Source organism: Roseibium sp. RP-7, from assembly GCF_053005225.1.
Window position 1 is genome coordinate 2,400,897 of record NZ_JBRKQA010000001.1, and the last position, 16,432, is coordinate 2,417,328.

Consider the following 16,432-nt stretch of genomic DNA (forward strand, 5'->3'; position numbering starts at 1 on the left):
GCAGATTGCATGGTTTCAGTCAGTTCAATGGTGGTGCTGTTTCTGCAAGGGCCGCCTGGTGTTTTTGCGCGAACCATTGCCGACAGCCTTGAAAAAGCAGGGGCGTCCACACGCCGGGTGAACCTGTGTGCCGGCGACTGGATCGGTTGGCACGACCGCAGATGTACATCCTATCGCGGTTCCTTGCGAAACTGGCCCGAATGGCTTCGAGCCTACTGTCTCGACCAGAAGATTACCCACATCGTCTATTATGCGGATCGTGTACCTTATCATGTTGCAGCGGCGGAAGTGGGAGGGGAACTCGGCATAACGTGTCTGACCTTTGAGAACGGCTATCTGCGTCCGGACTGGATAACGCTCGAACATTGTGGAATGTCCGCGCACTCCCGGTTTCCGGATGATCCGGAACTCATCATGAAGGTAGGCAGCAGCCTTCCAGATATCGACCGGCAGGCACTCTACAAGTACCCGTTCATCAACGAAGCGGTGAACGAGGTAACCTACAATATGTCCAACGTGATCTTCGCGTTGTCATATCCCAGGTATGTCCGTGACAAGCTCTATCATCCGCTGATCGACTACCTGAGCAATATTCCGCGATTCTCGCTCGCCAAAAGCCGCAACAGGCACGCCCACCACGTGATTGACGACATTATTGCGACTGGCCTGCCATACTACGTCTTTCCTCTTCAGCTTCAGAGCGACTATCAGCTGCGCTATAACTCCCAGTATGACCATATTGCGGATGCTGCGGAGGAGGTTATCAAGTCGTTTGCAGAAAACGCACCTGCCGCGGCGCGCCTTGTCTTCAAGGTCCACCCTCTGGACAATGGCATGGAGCCTTGGGGGCGAATCCTGCGGACGCTCGCCAAGAAATATCGGGTCAAGAAACGTGTGGTTCTGGTGGATGGTGGCAACCTGAACCGGCTTTTGGAACACGCAGCAGGCTCATTGACGATAAACAGCACCACCGGTCTGCATGCCCTCAGAGCGAATTGCCCCACGAAGGTTCTTGGCATCGCACTTTATGATATCGCGGGGCTGACCTGCCAGAACCCTCTTGATGATTTCTGGCGCAACCCGACGATGCCGGATCAGGATCTGCTGGATGCGCTTGAACGGTTGCTTGCCGCGTCCATTCAAGTCAAGGGATGTTTCTACACCAAGGAAGGCAGAGAGGCGGCTGCCGACATGATGGCGGAACGGATGATTGCGGACACGGTTAATTTGCCGCACGCCTTCTGTGAAATGCCGCCTCGTTTGCAAAAGGCGCAGGCGAGAGGGATCGCGACAACCTTTTCCGAACAACTGGAACGGCGTGGCAAAACCGAACGGTGGACACATGTCTGGCGCGGTTGAGCCGTCTCTGGCAACGGAAACTCGCCCAAACGTCGTAAGACGGGTCTTATTTCTGCAGGGACCGTTATCTCCGCTCTACAAGCAAACGGGAGATTGCCTCAAAGCCCTCGGGTTTGATGTTCACCGGATCAACTTCTGCGCTGGTGACTGGCTACATTGGCACGGAAAGGGCTGTATCAGTTTCAAGGGGCAGCCATCCGAATGGCCGGCCTACATAGAAGACTATTTGCGCAAACACGAGATCACAGATCTCGTTCTTCATGGGGATCAGCGCCTTTACCATCGCGTTGCTGTCGAAAAGGCAGTCCGGCTAGGCGTTTATGTTGCCGTGACAGAACTTGGGGCATTGCGGCCCGGCTGGATGACGCTGGAGCGAACCGGTTTGTCCACGCTCAGTCACTTTCCTTCCGACCCGGCTGCGATAAGGCGTATAGCCGAGACTGCGGAGGCGGTGGATCTCACCCCGCGTTATCCCTCCAGCTTCTGGCTCCAGACAGCTCCAGACATAGTTTATAACCTGACGAATGTCTTCCTGAAGCCGCTCTATCCCGCCTATCAGCGGCACACGATCTATTCCCCGGTCGCTGAATATCTGCGCGGAGCAGTCAGGCTGTTGACGGAAAAGCGGAGGAACAGGGCAGCAGAACGCCAGCTTTCGGAATTGCAGGAGAAGGCGGTTCGCTATTACGTGCTGCCGTTGCAGCTGGAGGGAGATTTCCAGTTGCGCAGACATTCACCATTTCAGAGTTTTGAAGAGGTTCTGGAGGTCGTTTTCCGCTCCTTGGCCGAAGTGGCAGATGACGACGTTCATCTGGTCTTGAAGAGCCACCCTCTCGATGTCGGCTTCGAAGACTGGCCGGGTGTTGCCAATCTACTTGCAGACCGCTTCGGCTTGCAGCACCGGGTGCATTTTCTCGATGGCGGCGGCCTTGCAAAGCCGTTCGAGCAGGCGCTCGGGGTCGTAACGCTGAATTCCACTGCCGGGCTGGAAGCCTTGCAAGCTGGTGTGCCGGTGAAGACGCTGGTGCCGGCCCACTACGATATTGCCGGCCTGACCCACCAGGGTGATCTGGCGGGTTTCTGGAATAATCCGGATCAGCCGGATCGTGACCTTCTCCTCACTTACGTTCAAGCGCTGGCAGCTTCAACGCAGGTACGAGGGTCGATCCACAATTCGGAAGGAGTCGCAGTTGCGGCGAAAAACATTGCCGAAAAGATTGCCAATAGAGACTTGAACGCCTTCGGAGCCTATGTCGATCCTCCTCCCAGGCTCGCTAGGGCACGTGCGCTCGGAGTGCCGTTGTGATCGGTTGGCTGAAGGGGCATAAGTCGGCGTTGAAGATTGCCGATCCGGAGCTTCGGCCGTTGGAAGTCAGGCTTCAAACGGCTCTCGAGGGCGGGATCCTTGGGAGTTCAGATACCAGTCCATATCAGGCAGTTTGGCTGAAAAACGCCAATGCGTTCAGCAGAATGAAGCCTGTCAAAGGTAGCCTTCTTCTGGTCCTGGAAGGACCGACCCCTGCACAAGCCCGGCGGCTGCCCTCCAGCTTAATTCTTTTGCCATTGAGCCGCACTGAGCTGAAAGAACGCTCTTTGATGAGCGTCGCTTGTGACACGTTAATCCGGCAGTTCGTCACACATGGCCGGAACATTGCGTCGGTTTGCGATTTTACGGGCACCTGGCGTGAACAGTTGCTCTCCAGTTCCGCGGCGGGCGAAACTGCGGTTGCTGGAGCCGAAGGTCTTTCGCTTCAAAGGCTTTTGGCCGGAGACGACGTCCGACAAGAGGGCGCCTTGTTCTGGACCGAGCTCAAAAACAAGGCCGCTCTTGAGCAGATAGCCATCGACGATCTGTTGAACTGGATACTGTCTTGCCGGACTGCCTGGTTCTCACCTTATACAGGCGATCTTCTGCACCCAGGTGATGCGCTGGAGATCCACTCGCTTATGCAGGAGCAGTGGCAGGACAACGCCATGCCCGGCCATTGTTACGGCGCGCAGTATTGGAACCATCCTTCGATCAACGCCACCTTTTCCGGAAAAGGCGGGGCGGTCACGTTTCACGAAACCCAACAGGACGCTGTCTCAGCCGCACGGAGTGACGGCGGGCGGATATATTCCTGGGCAGGGCGCACCGATCCCGCGTTCGAGCAGATCTGCATACAAAACGAGATTCAGTTGTCGCGCATAGAAGACGGTTTCTTGCGCTCCGTCGGTCTTGGTGCAGGCCTTGCAAGAGGGGCTATGCTTGCGGTCGATGACCTCGGCATCTACTACGACCCCTCTCGGCCCAGCCGGCTTGAGGTGCTACTGAAAGAGTACGTGCTTTCACCGGAAGAACGGAACCGGGGCGAAGCTTTGATCGACCTGATCATTCGCGCCAGGGTCTCCAAATACAATTTCGGCAAGACGCGTTCATTTGCCTATCCGGCCAACAAGGAGAAGATCCTTGTACCGGGGCAGGTTGCGGACGATGCGGCAATCAGAAAATCCAGATCTGCGACAATCGATTGCGCCAACACACCGAACGTGAATCTCGATCTGCTTCGCCTCGCCCGTACCCGTCATCCCGAGGCATTCCTGGTTTTCAAGCCTCATCCCGATGTTGAGACTGGTTTGCGCAAAGGCAAGGTGTCCCGTGAAACCGCGCTGGAATACGCCGATGAAATTGCCGAAGATGCGAATATCATCGACCTCATAGAGGCAGTCGATGGCGTCGAGACTTTTTCTTCGTTATCGGGGTTCGAAGCTTTGCTACGGGGCAAGAAGGTGTGTGTCCACGGAGCGCCCTTTTATGCCGGCTGGGGCCTTTGTGAGGATTTGACCCAGATTGAAGGCAGGGGCACAAGCCGCACCTTGCCGGAGCTGGTCTATCTGGCTCTCGTGAAGTATGCCCGCACAATTGACCCAGTTTCCTTGTTGCCATGCTCACCGGAGTTTTTGGTTGCGCGGTTAGCGGAGCAGCGGACAGACAAGCGGCACCTTCTGGTAACCGCGATCAAGCGGCACTCGTCCTGGCTAGGCAGAAAACTTGGAATCTAACCCTCATGGAGAGGCAAGAATGGCAGGCGAAACACAAAAGGTCATCGTGTTGACCGGTGCCAGTGGCGGCATAGGGCAGGCGCTTGCTCGTGAATACGCTGGTCCTGGCATCTATTTCGCCCTCATTGCCCGGGACGAGGCGCGTCTGGAAGCTCTGCTGAAAGAAATCCGCGAGCTTGGCGCAGACGGTGAAATCAGCGCCATCGATATTCGTGATCGCGAAGCACTGCATGGGTACCTCAGCGATCTGGATGCACGGCATCCTGTCGATCTGGTCATTGCAAATGCTGGTGTGACTGCCGGGCTCGGTCCCAACCGAACGCGCGAAACGAATGCCGACAGCGATCGGCAGATCGATGTGAACTATCGAGGCGTGGTCAACACCCTCACGGGCCTCGTCGACAACATGCAAAAACGCCGGCAGGGGCAACTGGTGCTTATCTCGTCTCTGGCCGGAATGCGTGCCTTGCCGGATATGCCGAGCTACAGCGCCACGAAGGCAGCACTCATTGCCTACGGGCATTCCCTTCGCGGTTGGTTGAAGCCCTTCGGCATATCCGTGACGATCATCTGTCCGGGGTTCATCACTTCACCGATGTCTGCGCGCCACAACGGTGCCAAACCATTCGAAATGCCCGCTTCAAAAGCAGCCGCATTGATGCGACGGGCCATCGACCGTCGCAAGCCGTTCTATGCGTTTCCGTTTTTGTTGGCCTGGGGCATTCGCCTTCAAAATCTGTTGCCGACGAAGTTCGGCGATCTCTTCATGGGCGGTTTTGATGTGACGATTGATCAGGATCCGCGTTATCGAGAGAACTCTGACAGGTAGGCTCTCACTGATCCGGACACGACAGTATTTCCGTGTCCGGTAATTGTGGGAGGCATAGTGCCCAAATCTGTTAGCGCGTAGCCTTGATGAGCCTGTCGACGGCAGTTCCGTCCGCGCGCATGGCGTCGAGTTCGGAAGCCGTTGTCTCTACAGCGCGCCGGATCTGGTCTTCGGTATGTTCGCTCGTAATGAAGAACCGAATGCGCGCTGATTTTTCAGGCACGGCCGGAAAAATGATCGGCAGGGCATTGATTCCCTTTGCGAGCAAACGATTGGAAAGTGTTGCGGCACTTGCAGAATCGCCGACAATTACGGGAACCACCGCGTAGCCGGCACTGGGGCCGGTGTTCAGTCCGGCTTCCTTTGCGAGCTCCAGAAAGAGTGCTCCGTTCTTCTGAAGCTTTGCGACCCGCTCAGGTTCCTGCTCGAGCAGTTCGGCAGACGCAATGGCAGCGCCCGCGAGCGCGGCGGAAAGTCCAACGGAAAACACGAAACCCGGCGCAGACACTTTGAGGTAGTCGCACAGGACCTTGGATCCGGCAATATAGCCACCGCAGGATGAGAAGGTCTTGGACAGCGTCCCCATCCAGATTTCGACTTCCGTCGGGTCTATTCCGAAATGCTCGGCGATGCCCTTGCCGGTCCTGCCGAGGACACCGATGGAATGTGCTTCGTCGACCATCAGCCAGGCGTCATAGGCCTGTTTGAGCTTTACAATCCGCTTCAGGTCCGGGAAATCTCCATCCATCGAATAGAGACCTTCCACAACAACAAGCACCTTGTCGAACTTGTGCCGATGATCTGCGAGCATCTTTTCCAGAGCATCAAGATCATCATGAGGGAAGTTCATGCGGGTCGCGCCGGACAGGCGAACACCTTCGGCAATCGAGTTGTGCACGAAGGAGTCGGTCAGGACCAGATCACCCTTGTGGACCAAATGGCCGATCGTCGTGACGTTGGTGGCGTGACCGGACACCATGACGATCGACGATTCCACACCGTGGATCCTCGCCAGCGCTGCTTCCAGTTCTGCGTGGAAAGGGCGCTCGCCGGCAACAATACGGCTTGCGGAAACGCTCGTGCCGAATTTGTCGACATAGGCCTTTGCGGCTTCGTTGACCTTGGGGTGCCCGTTCAGGCCGAGGTAGTTGTAAGAAGCGAAATTGTCGTAGTTGCTGCCGTTGATGACGCTTGTACCCGCTGCCAGCCCGTCGTGAGGTCGGAAAAACGGATTTTCGATCCCCATCATGTCTGCCGCAGCTCTGTGCATCTGCAACTGCTTGACCTGCGGCAGCTCCTTGAAGTCATAGACCTTGCGCTTCGGGGTTGCCGCTTGTGGACGCGCCGACGAAGACGTCGCCCGTCCACGCGCAGAACGGCGGTTGGCTTTCAAGCTGTCCATCAGCTTGGCGCGATCATCAGCGCCCATACCAGTCAATCCTTTTATGATGCCGCTTACAGGAAGGAACCAAGTTCGCGGCTCTTGTTCTCAACTTCGGCAGCAATGTCGGAAAGATCTTCCGTTTCCTGACGCTGGTCATCCACGTGCAAGCTGGCGAGCTGCTGCGTTTCATCCGAAATTCCGGAGGCATTTTCTTCGCCCAGAACCCGGTTTGCAACACGGCTGGACAGGTCGATCAACGTCGCGCCGTTTGCGAGAGACATCAATGGAATGTCGATCCCCAGCTGCCGTTCCGCACTCATGCGCAGTTCAAGAGCCATCAGGGAATCCATGCCGATGTCCGACAGCGGCTTGTGCGGATCGATCTCTTCAGGTGCAATCCGCAGGATCTTGCCGATTTCGGCGGCCAGAAGTTTGGCAACAGTCTGTGCGGCAGTGACCTGATCCATGCCTTCCAGCATGGCTGCAAGGTCGATCGCTCCGTCCGCACCGGTTTCGTCCTCGTCACCAAGGCCAAGCAGACCGACCAGAGGTGTGCCGACCAGTGCCAGATCCTTGCGTGCCGCCTGCCAGTCGATACGCGCATATCCAAGCGCCGCAAGGCCAACGTCTTCCTGCGAAGGCTGCACCATAAGGGCCATGAGCCCGTCGAGCGCTTCCTTGGCAGTCAGGGCATGGCGTCCGAGCTTGCGGGACAGCATCTCGTTGACATCTTCGTTGCGGGCCAGATACCCGGCGTCGGAGATTGCACCCCAGGCGACAGCAAGGCCCGGCCGGCCTTCGGCCCTGCGTTTGCGTGCAAGGCCTTCCAGGTAGCCGTTGGCGGCGACGTAGTTGGCCTGACCAGGGTTGCCGACAAGGGTCGTGGCGGACGAATACAACACGAAATGATCGAGCGGATCGTCGGATGTCAGTTTGTCCAGCAGTTCCGCGCCGCGGACCTTGGGCGCCAGCACTTTTGTCAGACCGTCATGATCCATGTTGGCGATCAGCACGTCATTCAGCACCATCGCCGTGTGGAACACGCCCTTGATCTGATGTCCTTCAGACCGGATCTCTGCAAGCGCTTTCTTGACTGCTGCTTCGTTGGTGATGTCGCAGGCATAACCCTTGATCGAGATGCCGCGCTTGGTCAGTTGCGCGAGAACCTCCTGGGCGTCTTCACTTGAAGCGCCCCGGCGGCTGAGAACCGCAAGCGACTTGGCACCGTGATCGGCAAGGCGGTGGAGCAATGCTGCACCGAAGCCGCCAAACCCACCGGCAACGACGTAAACAGCCTCACCGTCAAATGAGATCTCGCGCTTGGTCGGCACGTTTTCGGGAACCGCGGGCGGGCGGATCACGATCTTGCCGATATGGCCCGCCTGCTGCATCAGTCGGAAGGCGTCGACCACATCTGCGGCTTCGAACAGGCGATGCGGCAAGGGACGTAGCGTGCCAGCTTCGAATAGCTCGACAAGTTTGACGAACAGGTCGACGGCCAGCTTTGGCTGACGGGTCAGAAGCTGGTCGGCATCGATACCGAAGTAGGTCAGGTTCTGACGGAACGGACGCAGGCCGATCCGGGTGTTGCCGTAGTAGTCGCGTTTGCCCAGTTCCAGGAAGCGGCCGAACGGTTTCAGAACCTCAATGCTGCGTTCCATGGCTTCGCCGAACAGCGAGTTGAGAACAACATCGACGCCTTCGCCGGCGGTTTCTTCCATGACGGCGTCAACGAAAGCCAGACTTCTGGAGTCCAGAACAACATCTGCCCCGAGCAGCTTCAGGGTGTTGCGTTTGTCTTCAGACCCTGCAGTCGCAATGATTTTCGCACCACGCCACTTGGCAATCTGCAAGGCGGCCAGGCCGACGCCACCGGCGCCTCCGTGGATCAGGACCGTTTCCCCTTCAGAGAGCGCCGCCAGATGCACAAGGGCATAATAGGCAGTGAGGAAGGTGACCGGGATCGTCGCAGCTTCTTCCGCTGAAACCGTGCTCGGCATCGGCGCACAGCCACTTTCGTCGACCGTGACATGAGATGCAAAGCAGGCCGGGGCGAAGGTGATGACCTTGTCACCCGGTCGGAAGCGGGTCACGTCCGGACCACAGCCCACAACATGACCACAGCACTCCATGCCGAGTGTCGGTCCGGCAAAGCCATCTTCGAGAGCTTCTTCCGGCAACAGGCCAAGTGCCCACATCACATCGCGGAAATTGAGACCGCTGGCTTCAACGGCGATTTCCACGTCCTTGCCTTCAAGCGGCTTGCGCTCAACGGCGTGCCAGGAGAGCTGGTCCAGGGAGCCTTGGCGCAGGATATCCAGCCGCATGGCGGGTTTGGCGCCTTCCGGCAACGTGACGCTTGATAGGACGCCACCTTTTACAAGGCGGATACCGGAACGGGTTTTGCTGTCGAGAACGATTTCCCGCTCGCAATTGGCTACCAGGATTTCGTCGGCCACACGTGCAGCAGCTATCCCTGGCTCCAGATCCGGTGAGACGTCGATCAGCTTCAGGTTCGCGTCCGGGTATTCGTTCATGACCACACGGCCAAACGCCCAGATCCCGGCTTGCTCGGGAGCGGCTGGCTTGCCACCGGCTATATCCTGCGCGCCGGCTGGTGCCAGAACCGTGAACTCGCCGCCGTTTGGTCCCAACGCCTTGAGAAGTGTCATCAGGCTGAAGGCACGACTATCAACAGATGCGAGAGCGTCGGCCGGGGCAGCATAGGCACCGAGCAGGTGAACGACCCGGCCGTTATGTGCGGCAACAAGCGCGTTGAGCACTTCGTCGGCCTCCTGGGCATCAACTTTGTCGCCAAGCGCAACACTCCAGATGTCGTCACCGAGCTGTTCGGTAACTTCACCCGGAACAAGAAGGGTGGCTGTGTGCCCTTTTCGGGTCAGGCAAGCCTTCAGACCTTCGGCAAGACGGTGAGACGCGCCCTCGGAGCTGGTCAGGAGAAGATATTTTTTCTTCTCGGCTTCAGCTTCCGGTGCTTCTTCGTCGGTGTCCGATGCTTCTTCAGCGCGATCACCCGCACGCGCGCACAGGAGATCGGCTTCAATCAAAGTGCTCTTCAGCGGTACGGTCTGGACCTCGGTCAAACCGGCAGCTTCCAGCGTCTTGGTCCAGTCTGCCTGTTGCCTGGAAATCGGGAACTCGGCAGTTGCGCCTTCATCCCACCACGACGAGCCGACGCCCATGATTAGGTCGGTGAGCGGATGAGGCAGCGGTTCTGCGCCAAGCACCAGCCCGCCTGGAACGATGGATTTCGTAAAACGCTTCAGCGTGTCGGCATCGATTTCCGCAAGAGACGTATCGAACAGCACGATGTCGAAATGCCGGTCGAAGGTAAAGGATGCTTCGCCTGGTTCAACAAACTCGGTCGCCGAACTGCCCTGCCACAAACGCTCGCCCCTGCCAACTGCGGAGGACGTTGCATCTGTTACGGTCAGCGCCATGTAGGTGGGATCAAGCGCAGCATCGATCGCCGCAGCGAGGCCACCGTTTGCCCCAACCAGAAGGACCCTTAGTGCCTGGTCACTTGGCCAGCTGGAAATCAGGCTTTGCACACCAGACTGCAGGGCCGACGACAGGGCCCGCTTGCCAGGAGAGGAGGAGCGGTAGGCGTCGAACAGGCTGGAAGAATATTCCTTGCCGGAAGCTTCCTGAAGGCCGAACTTCAGGATATCGGACAAACCCGTCCAAAGTCGTGCCAGCAATGCTGCCTCGGCGATATGTTCGCCGCCGCCATCGGTCAGGGCTTGCAGAAGCGCCGATGCATCTGGATTGCCAGACGGGTCCGTGAGTTCAAAACCTTCGTCACTTTCCGTGCACAGCCCGCTCTCGGCCAGCCAGCCAAAGAGACTTGCTGCAAGCGGCACTGCCGTTTCATGCAGATCGCCGGCCGCGACAAGCGACGCCAGTTCAATTTTCCGATCTGCGAAAAGATCGAAAAGAGTCTTGTGCGCAATCGTGCGACCCAGCGCTTCGATCAGAACACGGCTGTCGTCGAGTTCCTGGTCGTCGGCGCCCAGAAGGTCCAGATTGCCTGCCAATGAAGGCAACCCTTCGAAGGTTTCCTGAAGCGGCGAGATACGGTCCTGCGCAGGAAGAAGCGTCGCAATTTGGCGGTAGACTAGATCGTCGGGACGCGTGTCCTGTCCAAGAGTAACAGCCTTGAACCGGGTCTTGGTCAAGCGGGCGATCGTCAGGCCTTCGGCATCCAGGAACTCGAAGCTTGCTTCGATCGAGCGCGGAGACGCCTTTGTGACTTCGATACGCACGGAAGCCGGCAGGGTTTCCGGTGCCAGAAGACGCAAGGTGCCAAGCCGGATCGGCAGGAACGATGTGTTTTGCGGAACGTCCTCGACACCATCCAGGAGCGCAAACAGGCCATGGAAACCGGCATCCACCAAAGTCGGGCAGAGCGAGAACGAGTAATCCGCGAGGCTCTCGTCCTGCGGCAACAGCGTAACGGTCGCGCTAGTATTCGAGTGCTTGACCACTTTATCGGCACGGCGGAACGCTGGACCGTAATTCAGGCCAAAACTCTTGGTGACCGTGTAAAGCGTTTCGTGATCGAGTTCCGACAGAACGCTGTCGCCGGGTTTCACCCACGGGGTTCTGGAAGTCGTTGAAGGCGTCAGGAATGTTCCCCGGGCATTCAAGGACCAGTCGTTGTCGGACAGGCGCGGTCGAGACAGGATCTCGACCACATGATCGTCAGGCGAGATACGGACCTGGGTTTCCCAGACTTCATCGCCTTCGATCACCAACGGACGAAGAATGTCGAAGTCGCGCAATTCGATCTGGTCGCTCCGGCTCCACCGGAGCGCTGCGCGCAGGCTCATCTCGATATAGCCCGCGGCCGGATAGACGATGCTTTCCTCGACCTTGTGATCCTGCAGGAAGGGCAGGGAACCGCTGTCGATGTGGTTGAACCACTCCGCAGTATCCTGACGCAGACGGTATCCCAGCAGCGGCCAGGTCTGACCGAACATGAAATCGACGCGTTCAGGGCTGTTTTCCGGACGATACTCGGAGTTCTGCCAGGGGTAGGACGGGAGCGGAACCAGATGACCTGGGCGTTCGCCGACAAACCGGATCAGGTCGGTCTGGCCGCCATGTGCCACAACGGATGCCGCAATTCTGTCAAGCGGATTGCCTGCTGTTGCCGCTGCTTTCTTGGAAGGTTCCTTGAGCGTTTCAAGAACCTTGGCCTTCTTGCCTTTGGCCCGCAGGACGTCGTTCACATAGGTGCCGAGAACAGGCTTGGGACCGATCTCAATCAGGACAGAGAAATCATCTGCTGCCATGTTTTCCATGGCGGCAGCAAACCGGACTGGCTGACGAACGTTGTGCCACCAGTATTCGGCATCAACGCGGACATCGCGTTCATCCGGCGTAACCGTCGAATAGAATGGAAGCGACACGTCTGTGGGCGAAAGACCATCCAATGCAGCAAGCAGAGGCTTTTCGATCGGGTCAACCAGAGCGCTGTGGAACGGATACGCCAGGTTCAGGCGCCGCATGGCCCACTTTTTCTTGCGGGCAAACTTCGCAAAAGCATCCAGGCTTTCGCTGTCGCCGGAAATTGTAACGCTTCGCGGGCTGTTGTCGGCAGCGAGTTCAAGTCTCGGCAGTCCGCTTTCCGCGATGGCAGCAACTGCCTGATCTGCCGGCAGAAGCAAGGCAGCCATGGACCCGAGGTCCCTGACGACTTCCTGTTCGCTGGAACGGGCACGGATGACGCGGACTGCTTGTTCGAGGTTCAGGGCGCCTGCACACCAGGCTGCGGCAACTTCACCGACCGAATGACCTGCGGTCCCGGCAGCGGTAATGCCGCGCTGGCGCAGTGATTCCACAATGCCGACCTGAATAGCAAACAGAAGCGGCTGCGCGATTTCGGAGCGCTCAAGATCTGCTTCAAGGTCTTCAGCAAAAAGCGTGGTGACGAGTGACCATCCACTCAGACCCATGAAGATCTTGTCGACCTTGTCAAAGGCGGTCCGGAATGGCGTGTCGGCCTGGTAGGCTTCCTGACCCATGCCGGCCCACTGAGACCCGTTTCCGGAAAAGACAAACCCGACCTTTGCGTTCGACTTGATGACGCTGCCAGACACGACATCTGCGTTTTCATCGCCGCTCTTTGCGAATGAACGCAGCGCGTCGAGTTTTTCCGCCTTGGTCTTGCCGAGAACAACAAGTCGCTCAGAAAGCAGATCGCGACCGTGGGCACTCGAGGCAATCACATTGCCGGCTGTTTCATCCGCCTCGTTGTCGAGACGTTCGGCGAACTTGCCGGCTAGTTGCTGCAGGGCTTCCTTGGACCGGGCACTGATGACCAGCGGCGCGTCAACCGGTGCTGTCGAAGCTTCGGCAGTTTCGGGATCGGGATCACCTATGACGGCGTGAGCGTTTGTGCCACCGAAACCGAAGGAATTGACCCCTGCAAGTCTACGGGTGCCATTGCGCTCAAGGGAAATGGCTTCACCGGCAACCTTGAGGTTCAACTCGTCAAACGGAATATCCGGGTTCGGATTTCTGAAGTGCAGCGACTGCGGCAGGAGGTCTTCTCGCAGCGCCATTACGGATTTCAGAAGTCCGACCAGACCGGAAACAGGCTCAAGGTGACCGACGTTGGTCTTGACGGATCCGATGGGCAGCGCCTTGTCGCGTTTCTGGCCGATAACCTTGCCAAGCGCATCAGCTTCTGCAGGGTCGCCAACGCGCGTACCGGTGCCGTGGGCCTCGACGAAGGCAAGATCCGTGGGGTTGATTTCAAGGCCTTCGTAAATTTCTCGCAGAAGGTCTGCTTGTGCATATGGGGACGGAAGCGACAGGCCGACAGTGCGACCGTCGGCATTGATGCCGGTTGCAAGCAGTTTGCCGTGGCTCTTTGCACCTTCCGGAATGCCAGCACGCGCAGCACGCAGAACGACTACTGCGCCGCCTTCGGAGCGCACGTACCCATCGCCATTGGCGTCGAATGCCTGGCAGAGGCCTGTCGGCGACAGCATTGTGGCGCGGGAGAAGCCGACAAAGGCAAACGGGCTGAGCAGAAGGCTGACTCCGCAGACGATCGCGGTATCGATCTGGCCGGACTCGATGGCGGAAACCGCTTCGTGCAATGCGACGATGGAAGAGGAGCAGGCGGTGTCGACCGTGAAGCTCGGGCCTCTGAGGTCGTAAATGTAGGAAATGCGGTTGGAGACGATCGACAGCGTGTTGCCGGTCATGAACTGCATGTCGGCCATGGCCGGATCGACCAGGAAGCGATGGTGGTAATCGAGAGACGACGCACCTACATAAACGCCGGTGTTCGAGCCGGCCAGGTCACTGGGGCGGATATTGGCGTGTTCCAGAGCTTCCCAGACCAGTTGCAGCAGCAGCCGCTGCTGCGGATCCATCTGCACGGCTTCACGCGGAGAGACACCAAAAAAAGAGGGGTCAAATCCCCACACATCATCCAGCTGCCCGGCAGCCCAGGTGTAGGTCTTTCCAGACGTGCTTTGGACCGGGTGTCCGAAGCGGGCCAGCGGCCAGCGGTCTTTGGAGACAGACGTAACTGCGCATTCGCCGTTTTTCAACAATGACCAGAATTCGGCAGAATCGTTGGCGCCGGGAAGGCGGGTAGAATAACCAAGAATATCGATATTTGATGTAAGCGACGCCACAGAACAACCTGTTTTTATTAGTTGGGTACAGTCAAGCTATTGATTTTCATAAGAAAACTTACAGTTTATAAACAGTCATTTCCGCATGCTCCCTCGAGATAAATCGCAGACCGGCGCGACCCAGTCCCAGTGCTGCCATGCGTAAGCTTATCCCATGCCAAACAGCGTTTCCAGCTACCTTGCAAACGCAGGGTTTGGCAACCTTTATCCCATGGAGAAATGCTGGAAAAGGCTAGATACATAAAAAATCGTATTTCTTCTGAGTGTTGTTAAGAAGCGTCGATGCGTTGCAAGAACAGATTTTGAAAATCTCTTGAAAAACAAACGCCCCGCACGAGGGCGGGGCGTTTTTTGGTGTTCGGCTGCGGATCAGACGTTGCTGTCCGGGAAAGAAGCCTTGCGTTCGGTCATGAAAGCCAGCAGCGCCTCGTCGATGCCCGGGTCAAGTTCGGGGCCCGTGTAACCCGCCAATTGTTCCTTCCAGCGGGCATTGGCACGTTGTGCGGCATCCAGTTGCCCGTCTGCGAGCCATTGCTCGTAGGAGTTATTGTCGGCGATCGAGGACCTGAAGAACGCGCTCTCGAAATTGCGCTGCGTGTGCGCAGCGCCGAGGAAATGGCCACCGGGGCCGACTTCCTGAAGCGCGTCCATCGCCAGAGTTTCATCAGAGATTTCGATGCCCTTGGCAAGTACATGCATCATGCCGAGCTGGTCGGCATCCATGACGAACTTTTCGTAGGAAGAGCACAATCCGCCTTCCAGCCAGCCGGCTGCGTGAAGGCAGAAATTCACACCTGATTGCAAGGTGGCCAGAATGGTCTGCGCGGATTCCTGCGCAGATTGCGCATCCGGGCTCTTGGATGCGGTGAACGAGCCACCTGAACGGAACGGCAGGTTGAGCCTGCGGGCGAGTTTTGCTGCCCCGTTGAGAAGCAGGGAGCCTTCCGGGCTGCCGAAAGTCGGGGCGCCGGACTGCATGGAGATCGAACTGACGAAGGCACCGAAAACGACCGGAGCACCGGGACGAATCAACTGGGTCAGGGCACAACCGGCCAGAGCCTCTGCCAGCACTTGCGACAACGTACCGGCAACGGTTACCGGGCTCATGGCGCCTGCCAGGATAAACGGCGAAACGATACAAGCCTGATTGTGCTTGGCATAAACCTTGAGAGCACCAAGCATGGTTGCGTCGAAAACCAGAGGCGAATTGGCGTTGATCAGCTGGATCATGACGCAGTTCTGATCGACGAAGTCCTCACCGAAGGTGATCTGCGCCATCTTCACGGAATCTTCGGCGCGTTCCGGTGCGGTGACCGACCCCATGAACGGCTTGTCGGAATATTTGATATGGGAATAGACCATATCGAAGTGCCGCTTGTTGACCGGAAGGTCGACAGGCTCACAGACGGTGCCGCCGGAATGATGCATCCACGGCGACATGTAGGCGAGCTTCACGAAGTTGCGGAAGTCCTCGATCGTGCCGTACCGCCGGCCCTTGTCGAGATCGGTGACGAAAGGGGGGCCGTAGACCGGAGCAAAGACAAGATTGTTGCCGCCGATTTCAACGTTGCGCGCAGGGTTGCGGGCATGCTGGGTAAATTGCGAAGGGGCCGTCTTTACCAGCTCCTGAAGCATGCCCTTTGGAAAGCGGACACGTTCGCCGTCGACTTCTGCACCGGCTTCTTTCCAGATACCGATAACTTCGGGGTCGTCACGGAATTCAAGCCCGATTTCAGCGAGAATGCGGTCGGTATTGGCTTCGATCCGTTCCGCACCTTCATCGCTCAAAATGTCGAAGTTCGGAATGTTGCGCGAAATGTAGGGAATGGCCAGGCCGGCAGGTCCGGCTTGCCGGCGCTCGCGGCGGGCGCTTCTTCCTCGACGGCCAGATGGGGCGGCGTCTGACATCTTATGCTCCCAAGATGATTTTGGTTGCGCGTAGTCTTTATCAGGAGCCCTGACAACCCGGCTCCATAACCGTCGCACAATACCGTAAAAGCGTCATGGCGCTTTGTTGCTTCATTTTCGCCGGAAAGTCCATTGACTTCGCACAGTGAAAAGTGGTTTCGGAATTGGCGACCAAGCGAAGGTCGAGGTCACCTTGCCGTACAGAAATACCGCCTTTACGCCTAACCGCGC

The 16,432-nt window shown here is 57.8% G+C and carries 7 protein-coding genes; 4 read left to right on the forward strand and 3 right to left on the reverse strand.

The annotated features are described in order from the left end of the window. Positions 1-9: 9 nt before the first annotated feature. The 4 genes from ACVDG9_RS10865 to ACVDG9_RS10880 are packed head-to-tail and all read left to right on the forward strand — an operon-like array spanning position 10 to position 5,230. Complete coding sequence (locus ACVDG9_RS10865) at positions 10-1,359, forward strand: capsule polysaccharide biogenesis protein (RefSeq protein WP_447237956.1); 1,350 nt, start codon at positions 10-12, stop codon at positions 1,357-1,359. Continuing rightward, positions 1,343-2,665 (forward strand): capsule polysaccharide biogenesis protein, encoded by a 1,323-nt coding sequence (locus ACVDG9_RS10870; protein WP_447237957.1) that lies wholly within the window; start codon positions 1,343-1,345, stop codon positions 2,663-2,665. Before ACVDG9_RS10865 ends, ACVDG9_RS10870 begins: the two co-directional genes overlap by 17 nt. Next, a complete protein-coding gene (locus ACVDG9_RS10875; protein ID WP_447237958.1) occupies positions 2,662-4,401 on the forward strand; it encodes a capsular polysaccharide export protein, LipB/KpsS family in 1,740 nt (579 codons plus the stop codon). Before ACVDG9_RS10870 ends, ACVDG9_RS10875 begins: the two co-directional genes overlap by 4 nt. A 19-nt stretch (positions 4,402-4,420) precedes the next feature. Beyond that, positions 4,421-5,230 carry an SDR family NAD(P)-dependent oxidoreductase gene (locus tag ACVDG9_RS10880; protein WP_447237959.1) on the forward strand — a complete coding sequence of 270 codons (810 nt, stop codon included), beginning with the start codon at positions 4,421-4,423 and terminating at the stop codon, positions 5,228-5,230. Positions 5,231-5,300: 70 nt separating this feature from the next. On the opposite strand, the gene ACVDG9_RS10885 is transcribed toward ACVDG9_RS10880, so the two are convergent. From ACVDG9_RS10885 to ACVDG9_RS10895, 3 genes are all read right to left on the reverse strand, one after another. Continuing rightward, complete coding sequence (locus tag ACVDG9_RS10885; protein WP_447237960.1) at positions 5,301-6,659, reverse strand: aminotransferase class I/II-fold pyridoxal phosphate-dependent enzyme; 1,359 nt, start codon at positions 6,657-6,659, stop codon at positions 5,301-5,303. A gap of 26 nt (positions 6,660-6,685) precedes the next feature. Beyond that, complete coding sequence (locus tag ACVDG9_RS10890) at positions 6,686-14,293, reverse strand: SDR family NAD(P)-dependent oxidoreductase (RefSeq protein WP_447237961.1); 7,608 nt, start codon at positions 14,291-14,293, stop codon at positions 6,686-6,688. Between the two features lie 369 nt (positions 14,294-14,662). Then, positions 14,663-16,201, reverse strand: a complete 1,539-nt coding sequence (locus tag ACVDG9_RS10895; RefSeq protein ID WP_022999432.1) for a trimethylamine methyltransferase family protein — start codon at positions 16,199-16,201, stop codon at positions 14,663-14,665. Positions 16,202-16,432: the final 231 nt, after the last annotated feature.

Excerpts from the sequence above, each read along its gene's own strand:
- ACVDG9_RS10865 (WP_447237956.1), top strand. The coding sequence starts at position 10 with ATGGTTTCAGTCAGTTCAATGGTGGTGCTGTTTCTGCAAGGGCCGCCT.
- ACVDG9_RS10880 (WP_447237959.1), top strand. The coding sequence starts at position 4,421 with ATGGCAGGCGAAACACAAAAGGTCATCGTGTTGACCGGTGCCAGTGGC.
- ACVDG9_RS10870 (WP_447237957.1), top strand. The coding sequence starts at position 1,343 with ATGTCTGGCGCGGTTGAGCCGTCTCTGGCAACGGAAACTCGCCCAAAC.
- ACVDG9_RS10895 (WP_022999432.1), bottom strand. The coding sequence starts at position 16,201 with ATGTCAGACGCCGCCCCATCTGGCCGTCGAGGAAGAAGCGCCCGCCGC.
- ACVDG9_RS10885 (WP_447237960.1), bottom strand. The coding sequence starts at position 6,659 with ATGGGCGCTGATGATCGCGCCAAGCTGATGGACAGCTTGAAAGCCAAC.